Annotated in this window: 21 protein-coding genes; 8 read left to right on the forward strand and 13 right to left on the reverse strand. The window is 39.9% G+C overall.

Features of this window, described 5'->3' with window-relative positions:
* The first annotated feature begins 44 nt into the window (after positions 1-44).
* The gene (locus ACQKMH_RS24795; protein ID WP_427590000.1) at positions 45-167 is read left to right on the forward strand and encodes a YfhE family protein; all 123 of its coding nucleotides are present in this window, start codon (positions 45-47) and stop codon (positions 165-167) included.
* Between the two features lie 111 nt (positions 168-278).
* A complete protein-coding gene (locus ACQKMH_RS24800) occupies positions 279-461 on the forward strand; it encodes a YfhD family protein (protein WP_427590001.1) in 183 nt (60 codons plus the stop codon).
* Between the two features lie 431 nt (positions 462-892).
* Here ACQKMH_RS24800 and ACQKMH_RS24805 read toward each other — a convergent pair whose 3' ends face one another.
* The 5 genes from ACQKMH_RS24805 to ACQKMH_RS24825 form a co-directional block, all read right to left on the reverse strand.
* The gene (locus ACQKMH_RS24805) at positions 893-2,473 is read right to left on the reverse strand and encodes a fatty acid--CoA ligase (protein WP_427590002.1); all 1,581 of its coding nucleotides are present in this window, start codon (positions 2,471-2,473) and stop codon (positions 893-895) included.
* Between the two features lie 133 nt (positions 2,474-2,606).
* Positions 2,607-3,758: a thiolase family protein gene (locus tag ACQKMH_RS24810; RefSeq protein WP_427590003.1), complete on the reverse strand. Its 1,152-nt coding sequence runs from the start codon at positions 3,756-3,758 to the stop codon at positions 2,607-2,609.
* Between the two features lie 30 nt (positions 3,759-3,788).
* Complete coding sequence (locus tag ACQKMH_RS24815; RefSeq protein WP_427590138.1) at positions 3,789-4,934, reverse strand: acyl-CoA dehydrogenase family protein; 1,146 nt, start codon at positions 4,932-4,934, stop codon at positions 3,789-3,791.
* A gap of 108 nt (positions 4,935-5,042) precedes the next feature.
* Complete coding sequence (locus ACQKMH_RS24820) at positions 5,043-5,810, reverse strand: 3-hydroxyacyl-CoA dehydrogenase (RefSeq protein ID WP_427590004.1); 768 nt, start codon at positions 5,808-5,810, stop codon at positions 5,043-5,045.
* A gap of 61 nt (positions 5,811-5,871) precedes the next feature.
* Positions 5,872-6,291, reverse strand: a complete 420-nt coding sequence (locus ACQKMH_RS24825) for a MerR family transcriptional regulator (RefSeq protein ID WP_427590005.1) — start codon at positions 6,289-6,291, stop codon at positions 5,872-5,874.
* A 164-nt stretch (positions 6,292-6,455) separates the two neighbouring features.
* On the opposite strand from ACQKMH_RS24825, the gene ACQKMH_RS24830 reads away from it, so the two are divergent.
* The 3 genes from ACQKMH_RS24830 to ACQKMH_RS24840 all read left to right on the forward strand — a co-directional run bounded on the left by ACQKMH_RS24830 (position 6,456) and on the right by ACQKMH_RS24840 (position 8,473).
* Entirely contained in the window at positions 6,456-6,881 is a 426-nt protein-coding gene (locus ACQKMH_RS24830) for a universal stress protein (RefSeq protein WP_427590006.1), read from the forward strand.
* 181 nt (positions 6,882-7,062) lie between these two features.
* Positions 7,063-7,947 carry a cidABC operon transcriptional activator CidR gene (gene cidR, locus ACQKMH_RS24835; protein ID WP_427590007.1) on the forward strand — a complete coding sequence of 295 codons (885 nt, stop codon included), beginning with the start codon at positions 7,063-7,065 and terminating at the stop codon, positions 7,945-7,947.
* Between the two features lie 154 nt (positions 7,948-8,101).
* Positions 8,102-8,473 carry a hypothetical protein gene (locus tag ACQKMH_RS24840; RefSeq protein WP_427590008.1) on the forward strand — a complete coding sequence of 124 codons (372 nt, stop codon included), beginning with the start codon at positions 8,102-8,104 and terminating at the stop codon, positions 8,471-8,473.
* 63 nt (positions 8,474-8,536) lie between these two features.
* Here the strand turns inward: ACQKMH_RS24840 and ACQKMH_RS24845 are convergent, their stop codons facing one another.
* The 6 genes from ACQKMH_RS24845 to ACQKMH_RS24870 form a co-directional block, all read right to left on the reverse strand.
* Positions 8,537-9,259: an amino acid ABC transporter ATP-binding protein gene (locus tag ACQKMH_RS24845; protein WP_427590009.1), complete on the reverse strand. Its 723-nt coding sequence runs from the start codon at positions 9,257-9,259 to the stop codon at positions 8,537-8,539.
* Complete coding sequence (locus ACQKMH_RS24850; protein ID WP_230159287.1) at positions 9,256-9,912, reverse strand: amino acid ABC transporter permease; 657 nt, start codon at positions 9,910-9,912, stop codon at positions 9,256-9,258. Before ACQKMH_RS24850 ends, ACQKMH_RS24845 begins: the two co-directional genes overlap by 4 nt.
* Positions 9,913-9,995: 83 nt before the next feature.
* Positions 9,996-10,826 (reverse strand): basic amino acid ABC transporter substrate-binding protein, encoded by an 831-nt coding sequence (locus ACQKMH_RS24855; protein WP_427590010.1) that lies wholly within the window; start codon positions 10,824-10,826, stop codon positions 9,996-9,998.
* Positions 10,827-11,165: 339 nt separating this feature from the next.
* Positions 11,166-12,185, reverse strand: coding sequence for an AI-2E family transporter (locus ACQKMH_RS24860; RefSeq protein WP_427590011.1), 1,020 nt, complete (start codon positions 12,183-12,185; stop codon positions 11,166-11,168).
* Positions 12,186-12,393: 208 nt separating this feature from the next.
* Complete coding sequence (locus ACQKMH_RS24865) at positions 12,394-12,624, reverse strand: excisionase family DNA-binding protein (RefSeq protein WP_427590012.1); 231 nt, start codon at positions 12,622-12,624, stop codon at positions 12,394-12,396.
* Positions 12,625-12,833: 209 nt separating this feature from the next.
* A complete protein-coding gene (locus ACQKMH_RS24870) occupies positions 12,834-16,064 on the reverse strand; it encodes a family 43 glycosylhydrolase (RefSeq protein WP_427590013.1) in 3,231 nt (1,076 codons plus the stop codon).
* A gap of 766 nt (positions 16,065-16,830) precedes the next feature.
* Between ACQKMH_RS24870 and ACQKMH_RS24875 the strand changes: the two genes are divergently transcribed.
* The 3 genes from ACQKMH_RS24875 to ACQKMH_RS24885 all read left to right on the forward strand — a co-directional run bounded on the left by ACQKMH_RS24875 (position 16,831) and on the right by ACQKMH_RS24885 (position 18,922).
* Complete coding sequence (locus tag ACQKMH_RS24875) at positions 16,831-17,757, forward strand: hypothetical protein (protein ID WP_427590014.1); 927 nt, start codon at positions 16,831-16,833, stop codon at positions 17,755-17,757.
* Between the two features lie 314 nt (positions 17,758-18,071).
* On the forward strand, positions 18,072-18,605 hold the full coding sequence (locus ACQKMH_RS24880) for a hypothetical protein (RefSeq protein WP_427590015.1): 534 nt from the start codon (positions 18,072-18,074) through the stop codon (positions 18,603-18,605).
* A gap of 68 nt (positions 18,606-18,673) precedes the next feature.
* On the forward strand, positions 18,674-18,922 hold the full coding sequence (locus ACQKMH_RS24885) for a hypothetical protein (protein ID WP_427590016.1): 249 nt from the start codon (positions 18,674-18,676) through the stop codon (positions 18,920-18,922).
* A gap of 269 nt (positions 18,923-19,191) precedes the next feature.
* Here the strand turns inward: ACQKMH_RS24885 and ACQKMH_RS24890 are convergent, their stop codons facing one another.
* The gene (locus ACQKMH_RS24890; protein ID WP_427590017.1) at positions 19,192-23,526 is read right to left on the reverse strand and encodes a hypothetical protein; all 4,335 of its coding nucleotides are present in this window, start codon (positions 23,524-23,526) and stop codon (positions 19,192-19,194) included.
* Positions 23,527-23,707: 181 nt separating this feature from the next.
* A complete protein-coding gene (locus ACQKMH_RS24895) occupies positions 23,708-24,904 on the reverse strand; it encodes an MFS transporter (RefSeq protein ID WP_427590018.1) in 1,197 nt (398 codons plus the stop codon).
* Positions 24,905-25,387: the final 483 nt, after the last annotated feature.

Consider the following 25,387-nt stretch of genomic DNA (forward strand, 5'->3'; position numbering starts at 1 on the left):
TTTAGGAAAAAATAGGGATATTAAGTGAAATGGAGATGATCTAATTGTCCAAAAAACACGAAAAAGAAAAAAGTAACTTAACGAGCACCCAAGCGATTCTTTATGCTCGGGAATTTAAAAATGCAGATCGAGCTGGAGGATTTAGCGAGAAGAAATCCCGACGGTAAGTTTGGAGTTTTTTCCCGTACATTTTGATCAACCATTCAACACAAAATAAGCTAGAGATGATAAGTGTAATCATCTCTAGCTTATTTATTTTTATTCTAGGGGGCGCTAAAATGGGTCGAAATAACATACACCATAATCGTGATAAAAATAAACAAAAACTTCCACAAATTCCTAAAAACCTGAAAAGTGACGGGCTTGACGTTGAATATTCTTCCGAACTGGCTGACAAGGAAGACATCGAGGCACAAGCCCGGGCAAATGCGGCTGACCGCCGTGCTCATAATCGCCGCTAATAAATAAACAAAGGGGCTGTAAAACAGCCCCAATTATATTCTTATTCACAACTTTTATCCACATCCCTGTGTATATTGTGGATATATTCTGAAAATACTGACAAGGTGTAGGTACAATTACTCGCCTTATTAACATGAAAATAATGTTATTTCTGGATAACCCTGTGGATTATGTGGATAAAGGGAGTGTACCGCTGATTACGCTACAGTTATGTTGTGGATAACTATTCACTTTCCCTGTTTGTTTCGATAGGATTATTATTCCCAATTACTAAAGCATCAATTCTGGTATCTCTTTTCACTGATTTTTGGTGAATTGAATGATTGCCTTTACTTACCTTCACCCATCAATAGAATGAGCTCTCGGTAATGTTGTATGCGAATTACACAACCCGTTCTTCAAATATGAAGTCAAACTTATACCCCCGCCATTAAAGGAAGTTCCGCAAACTTTTGTCATCAGCCATTCCTTCCAACTGTTTACGAAGCAAGAATTTTTGAATCTTCCCACTTGCGTTCCGAGGCAACTCATCACAGAAGAAATATTTTCTTGGACGTTTATAGTTAGCCAGTGTATTACTGTTCTTACACCAGGTTTCTAAATCGCTTTCCCTCAATGATTTATCTTTAGCTACGATGAATGCTGTTACCAGTTCCCCCCATTTATCATTAGGCTGACCAAGCACTGCACAGTCTAGAATGCCTTGATGCTCAAAAAGAGTGTCTTCGACTTCACGCGGATACACATTTTCCCCTCCAGAGATAATCATGTCGTCCACTCGATCCTTGACCCACAGATATCCATCTTCATCTAGAAAACCGATATCTCCAGAATGGTACCAGCCTTTGTAAAGCGCTTTTTCCGTCTCTGCATCTTTTTGAAAGTAACCTTTCATGATACATGGACCTTTCACAAGAATTTCCCCTGTTTCACCAGGCTCCAGCTTATCCTCGGGATCCGATGGTCCCTCGTCATTGGGACGGGCAATGATGATGTCATGATCGGAGCATGCTTTGCCGGCAGACCCCGCTTTTCTAATTTGATCATCTTCCAATAGGAGAGTGATGGCTGGACCCATTTCCGTCATTCCGTATGCTTGGATGAACTGAATGCCCAGTTTCTCCTGACATGCACGTACAAGTGTTGGCGCCATTGGTGCCGCTCCATAAAGCCCTAGTTTTAAACTTTGGAATTTATACTCATCCAGGTTTTCTTGAATGAGCATGTTCCACATCGTAGGTGCAGCAAATAACTTGGTGATTCCCTCGGATTCAATTAGTTCCATTACCTTTTTGGGTTTAAACTGATGCAGTATGACATTCGTGGCACCAACCTGTACGCGAGGTAAAAAGGAACAGTGCAATTCTGCACAATGAAACATGGGTGCAGTAATCAAACCGATATCGGAGCGTTCATACTTCATAGCCTCAATTAATATCTCAGATTGTTTGACCATATCTTTATGAAGGTGAATGACACCTTTTGGACGTCCGGTTGTCCCGCTCGTATACATGATGGCATATACATCATCCTCGTGAACGTCCACCTCAGCGGGCTGTGATGAGACACTGGCCATTTTTTGGCGGTAGCCTTTGGCATATCCAGGCACATGATCATCAATATACCAGAAAGCCATTTCCGGGAATCGCTTTTCAACATCGGCAACGGTCGATTCCAACTCCTGTTCGAATAAAACGACCTTTGGAGCTGCTTCACTTAAGATGAAAGCAAGCTCTTCTGCCATTAAGCGGAAGTTGATTGGATTGAAGATTGCGCCTATTTTTGCACAGGCAAAAAATGCTGTGGCAAGCTCTTCATTGTTGTAAAGGTACGTAGAGACCCTGTCCCCTTTTCGCACTCCTTCCGCTTGAAGGGCCGCCGCCAATCTATTCACCTGGTCATTCCACTGAATATACGTATAGCGGATATTTCTTCTCACGTCGTAGATAGCTTCTTTAATGGGGAATTTCTGAACCGTCTGATCAAAGATATTTTTAATCGTTACTGACATATCATTATCCTCCTCAAGTAAACCCACCATCAACGGAATGAGTTCACGTCATCCTGCCGATGGTAAGGTCTTTATCCTTTTTCAGCTTTTACTTTCGTGCGAATTACAAATGTTCATAACCAGACAATCCTTTTCAGTCCAATCTTTCAATGATGGTGGCATTCGCCATGCCATGGCCCTCACACATTGTTTGCAGCCCATAGCGGCCGCCAGTTCTTTCTAACTCATGAATCATTGACACCATTATTCGGGCACCACTGCTTCCAAGAGGATGCCCTAAGGCAATCGCCCCGCCATTTGGATTAAGCTTCTTAGGATCTGCCCCCGTTTCTTTTAGCCAGGCAATCGGTACAGGAGCGAAAGCCTCATTCACTTCAAAGATATCAATATCATCAATGGAAAGACCTGCTTTTTCCAAAGCTTTTTGAGTGGCGGGAATCGGGCCCGTCAGCATCAAGGTGGGATCTGACCCAACAACAACCCGTGTATGCACTTTAAATCGCGGTTTCAATCCAAGTTCTTCCGCTTTACTGCGCTCCATCAATAATAAGGCAGCGGCACCATCACTAATCTGGCTTGAGTTCCCGGCATGAATTAAACCGTCTTCTTGAAAAACCGTTTTCAACCCTGCGAGTACTTCAAGCGTAGTTCCAGCCCTTGGCCCTTGATCTTCTTTAACTTCAATATGATTCCCTTCTTTGTCAGTACCCGTTACTGGGATCATTTCACGGTTGAAATGGCCTTCTTTTTGAGCACGAATTGCTTTAGCATGACTTTCGACGGAAAACTGATCACATTCCTCACGTGTGATTCCCCACTTGTCCGCGATTCTTTCTGCTGATAAACCTTGGTTGATCACCTCATAGTTGTCTAAATACTTCTGACTTGTTACAGCTCCTTGATAATTTGACCCCATAGGGACCCGGGACATGTTTTCCACTCCCCCTGCCACGACCACATCCATGTCCCCTGACAAAATGGCTTGGGAAGCGAAATGTACAGCCTGCTGACTTGACCCGCATTGACGGTCAATCGTCGTTCCCGGCACTTCAATCGGATAACCGGCAATCAGTGCAGCAACGCGCGCTATATCACCGGCCTGTTCCCCAGACTGTGAAACACACCCTAAAATGACATCATCGACAAGAGCAGGATCAATGCCCGCCGTTTCGATCAGCTTTTTTAATACTTCCCCGGCTAGATCATCTGGGCGAATGTCTTTCAAGACACCGTTCCTTCTTCCGACTGGAGTGCGAATGCCTTCAACGATAACCACTTCGCGCATATATTCTCTCCCCTTATCATCCTGTTATTATTAAAGCCCAAGGTTCTTTGCGATGATTTTCTTCATGATTTCATTTGTTCCCGCATAGATGCTTGCCACTGGTATATCCCGATACCTTCTGGCAATCTTGTATTCTTCCATATATCCATAGCCGCCGTGCAGCTGCATGCATTCAATGGATATTTTTCTCGCAGTCTCCGTCAAACGCCATTTTGCCATCGACACGTCTGTGACGACCTGTTCACCCGCCATATGCTTGGAGATCAATTGATCTAGGAACACACGCCCCATTTTGATTTCAGTTGCCATTTCGGCAATTTTGAATTGTGTATTTTGAAATTGACTCACGGATTTTCCGAACGCTTCCCTGCTTTTCACATATTCAATCGTATCGGCAAGCATATCCTCAGATGCCGTTTGGGCACAAATCGCTACGACAAGGCGTTCCTGCTGCAATTTCTCCATTAAATATGTAAAACCCTTGCCTTCTTCACCAAGCAGATTTTCCTTTGGAACACGGCAATCCTCAAAAATGAGTTCTGCTGTATCCTGACTGTGTAAACCAAGCTTCTTCAGTTTTCTTCCCCTGGAAAATCCCGGTGTATCCCTTTCAACCACGACTAAGCTTACGCCTTTATGCTTCGGGACCGCACTTGGGTCCGTTTTGCAAGCCACGATAACAAGATCCGCGTGTATTCCATTTGTAATGAATGTCTTTTGGCCATTTAATATGTAGTGATCGCCATCCAAAATCGCAGTCGTTTTAATGTTGGCCAAATCCGAACCTGTTCCAGGCTCGGTCATGGCGATGGCTGTAATGCTCTCCCCTGTCGTACATTTTGGAAGCCAGCGCAGTTTCTGCAACTCATTTCCGTAAGCGGCAATATACGGAACAGTAATGTCACTGTGAAGCCCGAAACCTATGAAACCAGAACCCACTCTTTCTAATTCTTCATTAATTATGACCGCAAAGCCCCAATCTACCCCAGAACCCCCATACTCTTCTCCAAGGTCTGGACATAAAAAGCCCTGTTCCCCCATATTCACCCAAAATGAACGGGGAATGATCCGTTCTTCCTCCCATCGTTCATAGTGTGGAACCGCTTCTTTCTCTAAAAACTTTCGGAATGACTTACGGAATATCTCATGTTCTTCGCTAAGATATGGATGTTTCATCTGTTTTATCTCCTCTGCATGCTTTGTCATATCGCCTCCCCATTGATGGGACGCCTTTTATTCTTGAACTTTATCGATCTCATAATCTTTCCCTAATGGAATTGACTCTTATCTTGGTGACATCCGAATGGCGCCATCCAGCCTGATCGTTTCCCCGTTAAGCATTGGATTCGTAATGATGCTTTCCGTCAGTTTAGCGTATTCTTCGGGATACCCGAGCCTTGATGGAAATGGCACGGTTTTACCTAATGACAGCCTCGCTTCTTCAGGCAATGAATCGAACATCGGAGTGTGGAATAAACCCGGTGCAATCGATACGACACGTATCCCTTTGGTGGCAAGCTCCCTCGCAATCGGCAGGGTCATCCCGACAATTCCTCCCTTGGAGGCACTATATGCGGCCTGTCCTATTTGTCCTTCAAAGGCCGCTACCGAAGCTGTATTGATCATGACCCCACGCTCTCCCTCTTGGTTCGGATCGTTCTCGACCATTTTTTCAGCTGCAAGACGAATCACGTTGAATGTACCGACCAAATTGATCATCACAACTTTTGAGAACGCTTTCAATTCATGTGTACCTTTTCTCCCTATGACCTTCTCTGCAATCGCAACACCCGCACAGTTGATGACCGTATTGATGCTCCCGAATCTTTCAATCCCTTTTTCCAACCCTTCCCTTACACTATCTTCACTTGTTACATCCGTTTTGATAAACAGAACTGAATCTCCCAATTCATGGGCCATTTTAGCCCCATTTTCTTCCGAGAGGTCAAATATGACAGCTTTTCCACCTTTATTAATGATATTTCTTACCGTCGCCGCTCCGAGACCTGAAGCCCCACCTGTCACTACTGCTATGGTTTCTTTAATATCCAAATCCTCACCTCATTTGTTTCTTCTATTATATATATTCATATATATTCATCCTTCACTATCATCAAAACCAATTTTCAATATTAATTTCTCTGCTTTCTATTTTATCGTTCACCTTCAAGTCATGAAGCGCATCGGTAAAACCTTTGATCATCTGTTCAAAATCCTGCTTCAATCCATCCAGTTCTTTAATGCGCTCATTAATTTCGTTTAATTTCTGTCCTGCTGTATCAATCGTTTTTTCCAATTGCTTAATGCCTGTCCTATCCTTATCGAATAACAGAACGATTTCCTTTATTTCCACTAAAGAAAACCCATACTTCTTACCTCGCATGATGATTTTGAGTTGCGCGTATTCTTTCTTTCCATAAACTCTATTTCCTGATTCAGTACGCTTTGGCCTAAGCATCCCCAGCTCCTCATAATAACGGAGAGTCCTGGTTGTCAATTCGAATTCTTTTGCTAACTCAGAAATGGTATACATATTAAAACCACACTTTGCAAAGGGATTAATTACCTATATCTTAACATTGACGTGAACGTAAACTTCAATAATTATTCACAAAATTTCTAATATATGAAACTATATGAAAGATTCAAACTGATATACTGAGGGTATAATCTTTAAAAGAAGGGAAGGATAAAATCATGTTCTGTTCAAAAATATTAGTTGCTTATGATGAATCTGAATTGGCACTTAAATCTTTAGAAAAAGCGATGGAATTGGCAAAGCAGGATCCAGCTATTGAAATCCATGTACTTCACGCTGTTACACTTCCGATCAAACCGAATATATATGGCAATGCTTTTCAGGAGATTGAAGAATCCATGCTCAATTATGGAAATGAAGTGATAAAAAAAGCGGAAGCACTATTGTCCGAAATCCCGAATGCATCCCAAACATTTGTCGTAGAGGGTTCGGCCATCACGACTTTATTGGATCATGTAAAATCCCAGAATTGCGACCTGATCATTATGGGCAGTCGCGGATTGAGTGGTTTCAAGGAATTCCTTGGGAGCGTGAGCCACTACATCGTCCAACATTCTCCTGTACCTGTCTTATTAGTTAAATAGAATGAACGTCAAGTCATATTATCGCCTGCCAATTTAAAGAAGCTGTGTTCCCCTGTGGAGTCAGCTTCTTTAAGCTCATCTAAAACATAAGGTACATTCAATCAAAACTTCTCATGTTTTACAAACGCTTCTGTTTACAGGTAAAATGAAAGTAATTTTAATGAGGATAACAGGTGAAGCGATGGATATTAAGCATTTGCAATACTTTATAGAGGTAACCAATTTTAATAGCTTTACTCGGGCAGCCGATCATTTATTCATTACTCAGCCGACCATCAGCAAGATGATTAAAAATTTGGAAACCGAACTAGGTGTTGAACTTTTTGATCGTTCACGTAAGCAGCTGATCCTAACCGATGCAGGCAGGGTTGTCTTAGAGCAGGCAAAATTGATAGATAAGGCCTTTCACAATTTAGAAACGGAAATGGACAATTTATTAGGTTTGCAAAAGGGACATATACGCATCGGATTGCCGCCAATCATCGACGCTTCTTTCTTCCCCCGAATTCTTAGTCATTTTCATGAGGACTATCCCAATATAACCTTTCAATTAGTAGAGGATGGTTCAAAAAAGATTGAGGAATCCGTCCAAAATGACCTAATTGATATAGGCGTAATAGTCCTGCCTACCAATACTACAATTTTTCATCATTTTGCCTTTTTAGAAGAAGATATCAACTTGATTGTGCATCCCTCCCATCCGCATGCTTGTCTGGAAGAAATCGAGTTGTCCGCCCTGGAAAAAGAGTCTTTCATCTTATTCAATAAAGATTACGTTCTAAGAGACCTGATCATTTCATCCTGTAATGAAGCTGGTTTTTCTCCACATATCATTACGGAAAGCTCACGCTGGGATTTTATTGAGGAGATGGTTTATTGTAAACTTGGCGTTGCTCTTTTACCTGAAAGTTTATGCCGTAGCAATAAACGAGTGCGGTCCATCAAGGTTAAAAACCCCTCCATTAGTTGGAATTTAGGACTCATTTGGAGTAAGGACCATTACCTTTCATGCGCTGCAAAGGAATGGCTGAAATATACGAAGGAAGCGTTGACGAATAAAGAGTGATTCCTTCTGTTGGTGTAAGCACTATCATAGATATAGGTTATGGACATGATAACATCTATCCATTTTACAATACCAAACGGCGGGGTTAGACTTGGTATGAGCAAAAAGGACGGTAAATGCTGATGGATCCTTATTTTTTAGAAAGGAAATATTTATGATCACTTTATCTAGTGTTGATGATTTACAGGCAACCGAAGCAGCTATGGAGCAAATTAAATATTCATACCCCGAACTATTTAATAAATTACTCCATGTCGTTGCCTTAACACGAGCTTTTCAATTTAAATATCAATTTATGGGCACATTAATCATGGATGAAAACCCTAACGAATACACCCCTGAATTCGTTATGCCCTCCGTTATCCACTTATATAGAGAGGAAGTTCAAAAGTTAAAGGATGATCCGAATATCCCGGTCTTACTTCATGCCTTCTCCCAAAATAAAAATATTGGATATGCAAAAATCAGTATGCTTGTGCTCGGTAAAAGCCCTGAATCGCTTTTAGGCGCTTCACATATTAAATGAAGCCCTGATATGTTCCTAAAAAAAAACCTCCATTGACGGAAGGTTTTTTTCTTTCATGCAAAATTAAAGTACTTTGCTCAAAAAGGCTTTGGTTCTTTCTTGCTGTGGATTATCAAAAATCTCACTGGGGATATTCTCTTCAATAATATAACCTTCGTCCATGAAAATCACCCGATCCCCAACTTCCTTTGCGAACCCCATCTCATGGGTCACCACGACCATGGTCATACCTTCCTTAGCCAACTGCTTCATAACCTCAAGCACTTCACCGACCATTTCCGGATCTAGAGCGGAAGTTGGCTCGTCGAACAACATGATTTTAGGTTCCATCGCTAATGCCCTGGCAATTGCCACGCGTTGCTTTTGTCCCCCAGATAGTGAATCCGGATATGCTTTCGCTTTCTCGGCAAGCCCCACTTTCTTAAGCAGTTCCATGCCTTTTTGGGATGCCTGTTCTTTAGAAACCTTTCTCACTTTTATAGGCGCAAGCATAATATTCTCAAGAACAGTCTTATGTGGAAATAAGTTGAAATGCTGAAATACCATGCCAACTTCCGTTCGGACTTTATTGATATTGACCTTCTTGTCTGTCGTATCAAGTCCTTCTATGTAAATATGACCACCCGTTATGGTTTCTAGTTGATTGATACACCTGAGGAAGGTAGATTTACCCGACCCAGAAGGACCAATTACCACGACTACTTCCTGAGGGGAAACGATTGCATTGATATTTTTCAATACTTCGTTATTCCCGAATGACTTCTTTAGATTCTCGACCTTGATCATTCTGTTTTCAACCTTCTTTCGAGTCTATTTAATACGAAACTTAAAATGAGTGTCAGGAATAAATAGATGAAGGCACACGCCAAATATGGCTCCCACACTTTAAAGTACTGACTCCCCATCGCTTTTCCCCAATACATTAATTCCGGGGCAGCAATGACACACAATAAGGAGGAATCTTTTAATAATACGATGAATTCATTTCCTAGCGGCGGGATCATTCGTTTGAAAGCTTGAGGTAATACAACATGAATCATTGTTTGAGCATGGGTCATTCCCAAAGATCGGGATCCTTCCGTTTGCCCTTTATCGATGGATTGAATGCCCGCACGGAATATTTCCGCAATATATGCCGCTGCATTTAAAGATAACGCTATGACCCCTGCGGCTACTGCATTCGTTTCACCGGTAAAAAAGGGCACCACGCCAAAATGAATTAAAAAGATTTGAACTAAAAGCGGAGTTCCGCGAAAAACCGTGACATAACAGTAAAATGGGAATGCAAGCACTTTGTTTCTTATTATTTTCCCTAAGCCTATCAATAACCCCAAAAAGGTTCCGATGAGGATGGAGGAAACCGATAGCCCTATAGTAAGCAATGTTCCTTTTAATAAGAAAGGAGCATATTCAAAAATAATATCCCAGCGAAAACTCATTCCGTTCCCCTCCTAAAGGCCAAAAAAACTGCGTAACTTCACTCGTAAAGTCACGCAATCTTTTACTATCCACTTGTTTTATTTTATTGTTGTGCTTTCAATGTTTCGATATCCGGATCAGTACCAAACCATTCTTTATAAATTTCTGCATATTTCCCATTTTCATAAATGGCATTCACGGCTTTATCGAATTCCGCTTTCAATTTACTGCCTTTTGGGAACATTAGACCATAGAACTCCTCATTGAAACTTTTGCTATCTTCGACGACTTTCAGTTTTTGATCGGGGTTATTTTTCACATATTCCTCAACAACCGTATTATCGGCTACGACTGCTGCTGCTCCCCCTTGTAATAATTCCTGAATGGCCAGGTTATTATTTTCGAATTTTTTGATGTCTTTGTGATTCTTTCCTATAAGCTTCTCTACCGCTTCCTGTCCAGTTGTGCCAGTCTGAACGGCAATGACCTTTCCTTTCAATTCATTTCCTGATTTTATATCACTTTTCTCAGGAACGAGAATCTTGTTGGTGGATAAGAAATATGGAACCGAAAAATCATACGTTTGTCTTCTTTCATCATTCACCGTAATGGCAGATATTGCGACATCCGCTCGTTTAGATTCGATTTCCACAAAAATCGGATCCCATCCAACGCTTTCCAATTTAACATCATAACCGGCTTCTTTTGCAACAGCATTGATGAAATCAACATCGAATCCTACAATCTTATCGCCTTCAAGAAATTCAAATGGAGCATAATTGGCGTCCGTCACGATCCTGAGTGTTTTTCCATCAGATCCTTCTTCTTTACTTTCTTTACTAGTTGTCGAGACTTCTTTATCCTTCCCGCACCCTGTCATGACGAGTAACAAAGAAGCTATCATGACAAACATTAAAAAAGAAACCTTTTTCAAAATAATCCCCTCTTCTCTCTAGTAAACTCTTATTTTAAAAAAACAGATAAATCTAATTTTAGAGAACATTCAGTATTTTCACTTAAAAGTATTATACGTTTATTTGTTTTTTTATGCAATAAAAAGTCGACAAATAACTTTAGTAAAATAAAATTTTAATCAATTAACTTGGTAAATCAAAAACGCAATTATGCTCTAATAAGTAAATCTATAGAATTTTACCTCTTGATGGGATTAATCGATATTATATTAAAAACAGATGGTGGCAACGTTCCAAAGGTTTAATGGAACAAAAAATAAGCAGCGGCCCCGCTAAAGGGGCCGCTGCTAAACTAATCTTTATGTGACTTCCTTATTCCCCTCTTCAATATCTAACATATCCAACAGGAAGATGAAGATCGGTATACCGATGATCAAGCCCCATATCCCAAGGAAATGCTCGGAAAACAGTAAAATGATGAAGGTGAAAAATGTTGGAAGATTTGTTTTTGCCGACATGAATTTCGGATTTAAAATATAGCTTTCAAGTGCATGGATCACAACAATCATGATTAATACAGCAATCACTTTGGGCATGCCGCCGATGCTATAGGCAATCATGCTAAGTGGAATGAGGGATATGATGACTCCTGCAACCGGAATCAAACCCAGGAAGAAAATCATGATCCCTAGACCGAGCAACTGAGGGAAGCCAAGGATCCATAAGAAAGTTACCGATAGGACGGCATTCGTAATGGCTATCAAGAACTGGACCTCAATCACCTTTCCGAATGAATTGATGAATTTGACGCCAAAGTGGCTTAAGTTTATAAAGAAAGATTTAAATTTGGCCCGCTTGAATTTAGAAGTGAAGCGAACGATTTTATCTTTTTCCAATAAGAAAAATAGACTAAGCAACATGGAAATGAATATTTGAAAAGCCAGTTTACCGAAATCGGATATATAAAGATAGAGTGTATTCATCTGTGTTTGAAGATCGAGCGGAGATTTCAACTCGTTCATTATATTAATGGCATATTGAATGACCCTGCTATCTGGTGGATGTTGAAAGAAGAAAACGATCTGTGTGACTAATTCCGTGAATTGTAGCGTAATGACCGGTAGATATTTATAAAGAACGATGGCTAAACAAGAAATGACGACTGCATATAAAAAGCTTATAACAACCTTAGAATTGATATGCATCACTTTATTCAGCCGAATCATGATAATTTGCTCCAGCCTTCCCATCAGGAAAGTGAAAACAAATGTGAACAACACGATATTAACCATACTGCCGATGCTAATTAAAAAGAGGACTAACACAATTAATGTAATTAACCTTGAAAAACCTTCGCTTTGCAAATACTCTTTTACCACTTACCTATCTCCTAACTACCATTCTGCCGTGATAATTCCTTCTACCTTTCATTTTACACGTAATTGAGGGATTCTACTACAATTACCTTCCATTGACAACAAAATTATTTGAATAATCATTAAGCACTATGATGCGGACGTTAGTTAATACCTTCTTAGCATCCACGTTCATTCATATATGAAAAAAACATCTGCCTATTGGCAGATGCTAATCTTCATCCTTCACATCGATATCTTCTGGAATGGGTTCGTTATAATAATCCGCTAATTGCTTTTTATATTTCTCCATTTGCTCAAGATGAGTATTAAACTGCTCTTTAAAAATCAAATGCTGCTCACCGTCATGAACGGTGCGAATTTTATTCTGAACGATCAAACTTTCTATATAAGATTCCGGCATCGATAAATATTCCGCAGTCTCTTTTACTGTCAAGTACATGCCTTCACCCCTTTTCCTCAACTATACTAGATTAGAAGCATTATTTGAAGTGCTTGACCTTTGCGACTTATTCACCTTTCCCTGCAAAGCAGCTTAATTGGTAACTGCCTGAGCTGATAATAGATGACTTTACCTTTATAAAAACAAAGAGCGTTGTTCCAAAAGTAAACGTTTGGAACACGCCGATCAATCTATCTATGATACAAATTTTATTCCCATGTTTCTAGTAAAGCATTCGCATCAGCATTTAGATTTGCCTTCACATCATCGTCAATATATTTATCATTTGCCTTTTTGTTTAAAAGTTTAAGGAAGTCTTTCATTTCCTTGACTGCTTGCTTGTCGTGGCCTTTATCCAGTTGATTTTTGGCTTGGTCTAGATGCTTGCTTAATTGGCCTGCTAATCGACGATCGATTGCACCATCACCTGCTTTCATACCAACCAGTTTTTCAATGGATTCAATACTCGTCGTAACCACTATCTTCAAAGGGTTCGATGTAACGGTATAACCATTCAAGCTAACCTTTACATAGACGATTGCCTTTCCTGGATCATGAGCAGTGATTACTCCATTCTTTATCGAAATTACTTTCTTGTTGCTGCTTACATACTTGATAGTTGCTCCGCTTAAATCTGCTGCTTTCCCATTACTATATTTTCCGCTGATATTTAAGTCTGTCGTCTCGGTTCGGAGCAGTTTCGATCGCTTGGTCTTTAAGGCAACGGAATCTAGTCCTACAACCTTTATTGTATAGGTATCATTTATTTCAGGATTACTTACCAGTGCGGCTTTTACAACTACAGTCCCCTTTTCTTTTGCAGTTACTAGGCCTGTTTTCGATACACCAGCGACTTCTTCTCCCCTTTCGATCGACCATGTTACTGACTTATCAGTCGCATTATCTGGTAGTACTTTTGCTGCTAATTGAAGTGTTCCACCCTTTGTACGAATTTTCGTATTTCCATCTTTGGCCGTGATTTCCAGGGAAGTACCATTCGATGGTTTTTGAACAGTTACAACACTTGATACTTCATGACCATCGATAGTTGCTTTAATAGTAACGGTTCCTACTGCTTTTCCAGTTACCATACCTTTCGAATTTACAACTGCAACATCTGTATTGTCGGAGTTCCAATTGATTTTATTTGTATAATTTGCTGGTTTTACAATTGCATTGAATTGAAACGTTTCTCCTACATTCACGATTGCATTTGAGTCCATGGTTAATTTCGTAGCAGGTACGGTTGGCGCAATTGGATTTGGAATATCTGCCTTATACAAAGTTAAATGGTCCAAATTCACATCACCAATACTACCATTATCAATTCGATAACTAATTACGTTTTTACCTTTTTTTAAGCCCAAACGTTCAGAGGCAGTAAACCATTCATCCCAGCTGATTGCCGTTTTATCCGGTGTAATTGTTTTTACATGCATACCATTTACATATACATTGATTTTTGCTCTTGCAGGCAATTGTGTCTGAGGTCTATCTGTTGATTCTCCATCCACTTGTACACCATAGGCATATCTCACGCCTACGATATAATCACCGGCTTTTTCTGCATTTACAACAAAACTTGCTTCAGCACCTGGTTTTTTTGGCAAGTTAATATAACCAGTTCCTTGATAATTTGCATGGCTATTGTCTATTTTAATATCACCATAGTGAATGGCATCTTCCCCATGATACATATCACCTTGCCCTAAATCACCTGAAGGCAATTCCTGCCATTCATAGGGAGAAACAGGTTGGCCAAAATTAGGTGTACCATCTTCATTCCACCCAAATTTCTTAATGTTTACTTGGCGCCACCCATTAATCCCAGTATCTTGATATACTCGTGAATGATAAATCATCCAATCTTCCAAACCATCTGCCGATTTTACAAATCCTGCTCTGGCAGGACCAGATACATCACTGGTAGATACAAAAACATCATTTGTACGCGTCCAAGAATCCTGGTTTAAGATATCCCCATCTGTATTCGTAAAATAAGATAAACGATAATCATTTCCTGCAAAGTTACCTTCTGACATTGTGATAAATACTTTTCCATCTTTTTGTAATACACGAGGACCTTCCCCGCCGCCTCCTGGTAAGAAAGAGCGATCTGCTGTAATCGTATAAGGGTTATCCATTGGAGCAATTGCCGGTCCGATTGGCTCTCCGGAACCCAAGGTACCCCATACAGCATATAGTTGTCCATTATAGTCAAATACCGTTAAGTCGTTTGCTTGTTTATAATCGCCATTTTCACCTAGATATAAGGCACCTTTATCCACATATTCCCCCTGTGGATCATCGGTAACCGATTCCAAAACCGTTCCCATATGTTTGTAATCATATTCTTTTAAGTCAGCACAGTAATAAATATACCATTTGCCATCAAAGAAGAAGATCTCTGGAGCAAAAATACGAGTTTGTGTTCCTTGGGAATCAAATACCATTACCTTTTCCCCCTGGTCTGTCAGGGTACGCGATTTGGATACATAAACTTTATTGTTAGAATCTAAGTTACTAGAAGATACAAAGTAATAATATCCATCTTTATAAGTAACAAACGGGTCCTGCCCTTGATATAATGGGTTGCTGAATTTGTCAGAAACAGTAGAACTAGTGACACCCATTTCTTTCATGAAATCGGAACGAGCCACCGATCCATTCTCGGCTCCCTCTATTAATAGCTTTGCCTTATCACGATCACTAACCTCTTGATCATCAATGGTGTTAAGCAATTCTTCCACAGTTTTTTTTGTTGCTCGCAATTTTGATAAAGCGCTTTCTTTTACTTTATCCGAAAAGTTTTCCAACAAATAATCTATCTTTTGAATTTCTGCTGTCAATTCACCTTTTTTCATTGTAATAAGTTTCTCTATCGGCAGGAAAAGTGCAGATTCTGGAACGACTTCTTTAACCTGACTTGCACTTTCCCATTTCATACGAAGCCAAGAACCGCCCCATCCTTGTAAATATTCAACTTTAATATCATAGTGTTTTCCTGCTTCCAAAGAAATTGGAGTACTTACTTGTTCTCTTTCCCACTCTTGCTTCCAAAAATCTATAATCAATTCACCGTTAATCCAGAGTCTGAATCCATCATCGCCCTCCATGGAGAAGGTATAGTCTTCTGTAAATTCCGGTACTATTGTACCTGTAAAACGAGCAGTATTAAAATCGGGTGTTCCTGAAAATTCATTAAAAATGTCGATAAAAGAATCACCATTTAAATTTGCAACGGCTCTTTCACCCCGCTTATCATCGAACTTAAATACACTAATATCATTTCGATTATCAGGGTTTTTTTCAACTTTAAAGAATTCACCCAGCAATCCGTGACCATCTGTAGTTGGATCTGCAGCCCGAACGTTCATGGGTAGGTTAATGGTGCTTGCAAAAAGGATGATTGCCAAGAGTATTCCTAACACCCTGTTCATAATGATTCCTCCTATATGCCAATTCAGTTTTTTTGTCCCCAATTAGGGAAGTGGATACTTGGTTTCACGCTTTTCTTGTCATCTATTGACAGGGATGCACTGAAGATACTTTAATTTCTTGGCGCCGCATTTCCCCATGGCAAACCTGTATATCTTGTTGTCTCCGTTCAATAGAGATGATCATGATGACCCTGGTGAAATAGTTGCAATTGAAAAAACTAGGCAAACATGTGCTTTAACAATGAACCCCTTAGAATTTTTTCGTCCAATTTACTACCCTCCCATAATTTTAATGACCATAGAATAACGAAATGCACCATTTACAAACTCACTACCTGTCATTTACCCATTCTAAAAACCTGTTTAAGTATCTGACTTTCTTCATCATACAGATTTTCATAAAAAATGTATTTATAATAAAACATGTCTTTTTGTAATTTTCAGTTTTATTTTAATGTATTGTCTTTTTCAGCAACTTTTCCCCAAGAGCACCTTACAAATTCTAACCTAATATAAGGCATCTTTTTTAGGGGACTTACTGTTTCCTATGCGATTCTTAAAGGATAAGGAGACAGGACAATCATTTTACAAATACTTTATATGCCCCTCATTGCAAAAGAAGATTTTAGGCTGCATTTCAAGAATGAGCATGTACTGCCTACACACCATATGGCTGATAAATCACAGGAATATCTTACAATCCCTCCCAATAACATGTAAGATAATGTTAAAGTAAACTATCCATAGATTAAGAGGAGTGGACAAAATGACCTTCTTTTATGTCATTCTTGCAGCAATTTTTGCTATCTTTCTGGTCACTTTAGTGAAACGGCAAAGTGAGCCGGCTAAATTAGAACGCTATCAAAATGAATTCCGCAAATTCCATGCGGAAACTTTAGATTTGCAAGCAACGGAAATCGTTTCAGAAGAATTGATCGAAAAGCTTAACAAAGCACTGGATTTCGATTATATGGAAAAGGTCAATACTGAATTCCGGCTGAAGCATCCCAGGGAATCGCAGGTAAGGATCAATCAAGTATGGCGTGAATTGAAACGCTACTTGATTATGGCTGCCGTGTTTGGAAAAGTTGAAATGTTTAATTCAGTCATTGATGAACTTTGGCATATCATGCTGAATTATGGACAGGAATATGATGAGTTTTGCCAGGCTTTCATCGGTAGGACCATTCAGCACCATCCTCATTCAGTACCTGCTTTCAAACCCGAAGAGCGCACTCTTTTTGACTTTTACTATGTACAGCTATTTACGGTGGACTCCCATTCCCTTCAAAAATGGGGCAAGTTTTTCAAACATGATAAAGGGCAAACGCTTCTCCGCGATTTTGAAACGTTGGAGCTGGAGCAGTTAAAAGAGAAATATATGCGGAAACCGACAAGTATACAAGCGGAACGGACCTTTGAATCTTTCACTTCCCAATTTAAAGAAAATCGCCCCATGACAGAATTGAATTGGCGGAAAACGTACGACCAGACGGACTACGCAGCTCCTGCCTATTTCACTTATGCAAGCACCGATGATTTTGACAGCGAATTTAAGGATATTTTCGGAAATGAATCGAACACAGTTTCCTCTGGATCCGGCCATGCCGGTCATGGTGATCATAGCAGTTCCCATGACAGCAGTTCTGATTCCTCATCTAGCTGCTCTTCATGCAGTTCTTGCTCGTCTTGAGCTTTTCGCTTGGAAAAACATTTGAATAAATGCGAAAAAACCACTCAGTATGTTTTCAGAGTGGTTTTTTGTGATTTTGATGATGTCCTCATAATGAATTTCTACTAATTCTTCACAAACTTAATCCTAGATGTTTTGAAAGACTTCAAAACCAGCTCCATGAAAGTAAGAGTGATTCTACTATGAGTTTGGTTTTTTCAGAAAATAATTCAAAATTGAAAAGATATTACCCAAAATTGGAACAATGTCCTCTATTAATTTTTATAGAATTTAATTTATAGCTTTTAGATTATTAATTAAAAGGAGAAGAAAAAATGAAAAAACGTTTTTTAGCAATTTTAGTAATGATTTTAATGTTTTCCACTATTGCTCCAACATTTAGTTTTGCTGTTGGGAATAAGACAACAGTTAATATTGAAGAAGATGTAGATATGACTGATGAATATTCAACTAATACAGCAGATTCAATGTATAACAATTCATATGAATTTGCTACAGAAGAAACATCCTCAGGTGAGGTAGGAATTCAACCTGCCGGATTTAAAGGATGGGCAATACAGATTGGGATTGATGCACTTAAAGTAGCAGTAAAACAAGGTGGAAGTATCTTGTCTTATGCGCTAAAGTTCTTAGATAAAGATGCTGCTAAATATGTGAAAAGTAATTCATCTAAAATGACAAAAGCATTAGATAAACTTGGTAATTGGATTGATGAAGCTGAGGGTGTTACTCAATCAACAATTAAATCACGATTAAATACTTATTTAAAAAATGCTGGGGTACCTTCTAAATATTCTTTACAAATTGCCGATGCTTTTGCTCGGGCAATCACTTGGTTTATAATGTGATTATCATATTTTGTATAAAATTTTAAAAATTATATTTAATTTATCTTTTATAAGGAGTTACAACTGATATGGGTGATAATGAGATCCGAAAATTCAGGCCGGTTTTTGTATATGCAAATTTGGAAAGTAAAAAAAAATTAGTGCAAGGTTTAACTGAAGATCGAGTGAAATTAATTCAAGAACTAGAAAAATACAGAAATGTCCTTTCACCATTTTTAATTAATGTTTTGCAAACTAATCTAGATCAGTGGGAAATAGAAATTCATGATTGGCAAGAGGAAATAAAAAAAATAGAAGAAGAGAAAGAGAGCTTTTAAGTGCTCTAAGTTTGTAGACAAAAGGGGTTCCATCTAAATTTCAAAACAAGATTGGAACGGATGTGCGAGACTCCTTCGGGAAAAGCGCGTCCACGTGAGCCCCGCAGGAGCCATGGACGGACGAGGGCGGACCGCCCGCGAAAAGCGAGTCCATGGAGTGGGACGCAACAAAAAAAACTGTATACAAGCTCGATTATTAACGAGTTTGCCTACAGTCTGAAACGCTTGGATACCCAAGCGTTTTTATTTTGCGCAATTTTCCTTCTTCATTAATTCCAGTGATTGAACCAATCCTTGATTCTTTGTTTATTTTTCTCAAGAACTTCCTTCGATGTCCGGTTATCTTTTTGTTTTTTCCATTCAAAGAAAGAGGCAATTCCGATAAGCAGCCCTCCGCCGATGATTAAATACAACCACCATGGCATCTCGCTCCACATCGAATTGGTGTTACTATAAACATTGAACAAAATGGTGCCAGTTCCAGCGATGAAATAGGATTTATATTTCATCATGAATCCAAAGAGCATGGCCGCCAACGACACCGTGCCGATAATGAGCGCATCATATAAGGTATTGCTTGCCATTGCATCAATGATCAAGTCCAAAAACAAGAGAAAGACGATGCCAATCTCAATATATTGCGTGATTTTGCCTTTAACATAGACTTTCCTCAGCAGAATGGTGCTGACGATGAACAGCGGGAGAATATCTGCCTCTTCCTCAAGGACAACAGGTATCGTGATTTGATTGATGATGACCCAATACGGATATAGACTTAACAATATCGCTGCAGCCAAATGAATTTTTCTTTCTATCATTCCTGCTGTCATGCTTCTCATCAGGATGAAGTATGTTGGTATTAGAATGGCTGCGATAATTTCCAGAATGAAATGTGCAGGCTCCACCGTCAAAACATTCTTATTCATGGCCAGTAAAAATAGCAGACCATATATCCTGTATGCATCGACCGTTATACTTTGATCTTCCTTTTTGAATAGGCCATCGAAATAACGACGGCTTAAAAGCAGCATCACTAACATGCAAATGAAAAGAACCATCAACCCCATTACAACCGATAGGTTCCCGGCATAGACCACGATGCTTAAGAAAGGATACAAACTGACTAGAGCAGCAATATTAGCATAGATTTTCCTTGCTTGCCGCTCCTTTGTTAAGGCTCTCAGTAATATGAAATAAGCCGTTAACAAGAGCGATACGAAAACCTGGAGTAACTGATGCTTGGTATCATTAAAAATCTCCACATTCATGTCGATCAAAAAGAATAAACCATAGATTCTAAACGGATCGAAGCTGATCCCTTCTTCGTTTTTCTTGAACGACCCGTTGGAATAAACCGTGCTTAGCAACAACATTCCTGCCATACAGACAAAAAGAACAACCAAACTCGTGATGATCGGAAGCGTATGGGCATAGTCTTTGATATTCATAAACGGGAAAAGGGCGATGATAGCCGCTATTCCTGAGTAAATGTTTCTTTCTTTCTCCTGAATCGTGAAGCGTCTCATCAGGATGAAGTAGCTCGGTAACAGTAGGGAAACTAAAATCCCCAATATCCCAAAACCCCTATCCCTCATAAACACTTCCAGATTCATGGTACATAGATATAACAGGCCGTATATCCGATAATAATCAATGAATCTCATTGTTCCCTCTTGTTTGACCAAACCCTTGAAATAGCGACGGCTAGCGAACACCATCATTGCCGTGCATACAAACAATACGATAAGCGCCATAACCAGAGGTAATGTATTTACATACATATTGTAGAAAATGAACGCCAAGCTTAAAGAAATCACAGCGTAGTTCCGCCAATTCCTTTTCATGAGCAGATACCAAGCAAACAAGAACTGTACTGTCAGCAGCCCTACCCAGACCGCTTCCCGGTTTAGCGGAAAATCCCGGATTGCCGTTTCCAATATGGATATAATAATCGCCAAATGAATGAATGGAATAAGGTAATACTCCATGATGCCTTTCCAATTCTTATTGGATGCAGCCCACACAAATGTGATGATTCCTGCTGTTATCATCATGCAGATTGATGTGATGAATACCATTTGCTCCATTTTTGCCAAAAATAAATGGACCTGTAGGAAAAGCACTGAAAACCCTAGATAGGAAAATACGTATTTTTCCCACTTCACACGTGAACTAATAGCACTGAACATATAAATCATCAGCTGTGCAACATATAGAAACGGCGAACTTTTCGTTTGGACAATGAGCAAATACCCAATAGGGATCGCCAGCAAATTGGCTAGATGGCTGGCGTAAAGGAAGTACAGTTTCCCATTTTTTGAATATTTCCCTAGCACTTCTCCTAAAAGGAAAAAGATAAACGGGCCGAACAACACGAACGCAATTTTCATCACCGTTGAACCAAAATCAAAAACATCGTAGAGTGAAGCATATAGGCCAGCACTTGTAATCACAACAGGCACCCAAAAAATGTTCTTCCGATGCACATGGACGGCCCAACCGTTTATTGCAGTAACTAGGGCCATCCCCCCGCTTGCCCCCAATGGATTCAGCGAATCGAACGGAATCCATATAAAGGAAAGGAGAGAAAGAATCTGTCCACTATAACAAAAAACAGGAAAGAATATATGAAATCCCTTTTTTACGGTGTAAGCCGCAATGATGGAAATCAGTGAAACCGCCATTAAATAGAGACTGACCGGGATATTTGAACGGACCCAGCCGGCACTCTCCATCAAATATGGATAGAATGCAACCAAAGCCAAGACAAAAGTGATGGGAAATCCATAAACGGCGTTTTCCTTCATATGCTTTGTATCGTCTTTTAAATATGTGATAAAGAAAAGCCCAGAAATCATGGCGAGGGCAACGCTAACTGCAAGCCAATCCATTTCGCTGAATTTACTTATTAGTATTACGAGCATGATCATTGGGGAGATAAGTAAGATACTACTCTTGAACAAGCTGTACCTTGGATGACGATTATATAAATATAATCCAAGATATTGAATGACCTGAATAATAAAAATCAGATTCAAAACGGTAGAGAAAGAGAATGATAAGGCAAAGAAAAGATAGACGAACGCTAAATTGAAAACAACAACCGCCGGGTAGGTGAAGCTTTGATTTCTCGATTGAAGGGAAGTATAAACAAGCTGTGCGGAAACGATCATGAGCGCAATGAATAGTTGCGCATAGTTTTCCTGATATACCATCGCGTTTATATATAAGAAGACAATTCCACTCTCAATCAAACTGGTAAACATGAAGTTCTTGGAAAGCTTAGTCATTTTCACTTTAGCCAGATATTTCGATAGAGCCGTAAAAATGATGGGTACAAGTGCAAAAGCAATGACCGAGTACTCGCTTAAAATTGAATTAAAAACAAAATGTATATAACCATACGTAAAAATGGCGCTAAAAGCCATTTCATAATATTTCTTTTGGAATTTAACGGCAAAAATTAAAAACAAAGCAGCAAAGACAATCAACGTTAGTGAATACGCAAGGTTACTTGCAAATAACGTCAAGATCACAAAGGCTTCCACAATGATCTTAAACTGGATGAATTGAAAAATGAAAGGTTTGAATAGCGTTAATGCTTTTTGATCTTTCAATTGCTCAACATTCCATAATAAGATGATGTTAAGGACGGCAATCGCCAAAAACATCCAATCGATAGTCGGAGTCACAAAGGCTAAGCCGAAATAGCATGTAATGCCAAACGTAAATATGGAAATGAAAATGAATATTTTCGACTTAAAGTAGTCAGCAATCTTAACATATATGGCTAAGCAGAGTAATCCTCCAAGGAACCCCAGCAGCCCCCGCCCCCCACCACGAAGTGAAAGATACTCTCCAAAGATCTGATAATATGAAGCTGATAAAATCGTAATCGGAATAAACAATCCCGCTAATGTCAGGAACGCAAAAGCCGTCTGTTGAATTTTAAGCTTCGAAGCGATGAAGGCCATTCCCGTGAAAATGACGGATACCATACCGATGAAGATAACTTTCAGGATTGCATTCAAATCCCCCCATGAAGTGGTGGCCAAAATCAATCCGCCGAACAGAAGTAATATGACCCCGGTGAGCAGGACGACAGAGATATTCCGTTCCCTGATTTGCTCAGGTGTTTTCTTCGGCTTTGCCGGTTGTACCGGTTTCTCCCGCTTGATTACCTGCTGTTGCTGTTGAATAACATTTTTCCTTTCTGGGCCATTCGCCATGACTGGTTCAGGATTTTCCTCCGAAACCAATTCCTTAAGGTCATAACCGACCTTCTCATCTTTCATTTTTGATTGGTTCAATCCAGCGGATTCCTGTAATTCTAATGAGCCTTCTTCTTCAATCAGGCTATCTTGATCCCTCTTCACCAAACTTTCACCCATCATGGGGGCCGGTCTTTGAATGGATTGCTTTTTTTCATGCTCCAAGCGCTTTTGTTTATAGAGGGCTAATTGGAAATGCCGATCATATGCCCTGCTAATCCGGATATATTCTGATTTATGGATCAGCCGCCTTTCCCATAAAGCATCCAGTTCTTCCTGGAAAATACGCTTCCTTTTTTCTAATGTCATTTCTTCATTTGAAGAATAATTCATCCCCAAGATTCACCTTCCTTCACATGGACCTTATATCATCGTATGTATATTCACTTTTCGATAATAACAAAGTTTTTCCATTTTTTAAATATTAAGGATGATACCATTAGAAAAACAAATGACACAAGCGACATTCCAGTCTAAAAAAAAGAATGACTTCCCCTGAAGTCATCCAATGTCCTTACATGGATTTCAGCTTATCCTCACTTCTGATAATCCATAAATAAACGAGCATCGAAATGAAAATCGAGATGGCTGCGGTGATATAGATACTCCTATAACCAAAGAGATAGCCAATTTGCCCGAACACGATGGCACCTATACCCACTCCAAGGTCAAAAAAGGAAAAGTACGTTGCATTCGCCATCGCCTTCCGATTTGGTGCCGTTTTTTCAATGGACCATGCCTGCAACGCCGGCTGAACGGAGCCGAACCCAAATCCATAAAGCACAGCGGCCATAAAAAGGACCGCTTCACTTGGCATCCAAGCTAGCAGCAGCATCCCAGCCATGATGAGTACTGTCGAAGGCAGAAAGATTGCCCGATGGCCCCTTCGGTCATATAATCTGCCTGAGAATAATCTTGTGACCATGAGGGCCATTGCATATACCAAAAAGTACCACTGAATTCCATCTACACCTTTTTCCGCTGTATACAGGGGAAGGAAGGTTGCAATTCCACCGAATGTAACGGAGATGAAGAAAATGAGCAAAGATGGCTGAAGGGCACTTTTTTCATAAACATCAAACCTTTTGGCTACCACTGTCGTTGATGGATCAGTTCCCACTTTTTGATACCGAATAAGTGATGCCGTAATGATGGCAAACAAGCCTAATAATGAGCAGATTAAAAACAACTCTTGAAACGGAAGGACATTAACTAGAAAAAGACCCAATGATGGCCCGAATGCCAGTGCTAAGTTACCCGATAATCCGTAATACCCCATCCCTTCACCACGCCGTTTCGCAGGGATTATATCGGAAGCAATCGTTCCTGAAGCCGTTGAAGAAAATCCCCAGCCGACGCCCTGTACAATCCGCATCATGAATAACAAGCCGATGCTCCCCATAAAACCGAAGGAGCCCACCGACAATGCAAAAATGGCTAACCCGGCAAGAAAAACGATGCGCCTTCCCTTCGTCTCCAATAATCTGCCGGCAATTGGCCGAACAAGCAACGCCGAAAAAGTGAAGATCCCAAGGACAGCCCCCACCAGGCGGTCGTCACCTCCAAGCTGCTCAACAAACAACGGGAGGGTCGGCATCGTCATTTGAAACCCCATGAAGATGCACACATTGGCCAAACAGATCATGATAAAGTCACGTGTCCAGATTTTGTCAGTACTTCTTACCCGTTCATCCACTAAGGTTTCCCTCATATCCCTTCACCTTCTAATTAATGTAGTCATTGCCAGTTTACTAAAATCGGTTAAAATAAGCGAATGATTTATTTCGTGTACCTAAATATATATATATAAATAAGAGCCCACTATGACACTGGGCTCCCCCTTTAACAAAAGGTGACTTAACCATTTTCGTCCACTTACCTTCCGTATGCAAACTAACAATTGGGTTCGCCATGCTGTAATACATAATACCATTGCCTCTATTCATCATTCATATAGCGGAACGACTCCGAATCCTTTTAGTTGAAAAGAATCCCGCCAATCTAATGGAATTTCCTCAAATTCAAAATTCTATTAAACAACCCAGGAATCAACCATTCTGCTAGTGAGGAATGGTAGTATCACCCTATCTTATTGTTTCCCATAACTTTCATCTACCCGCCCGAACTGGTTTCTGTTCTTTTCTTCGCCGTTTATCTTGAAACATTTTTTGATCCGCTTCCATGAATAAACTAT

Origin of the sequence: Peribacillus sp. NPDC097895 (assembly GCF_050277555.1) — a bacterium.
In the GTDB taxonomy this organism is placed as follows: domain Bacteria; phylum Bacillota; class Bacilli; order Bacillales; family DSM-1321; genus Peribacillus.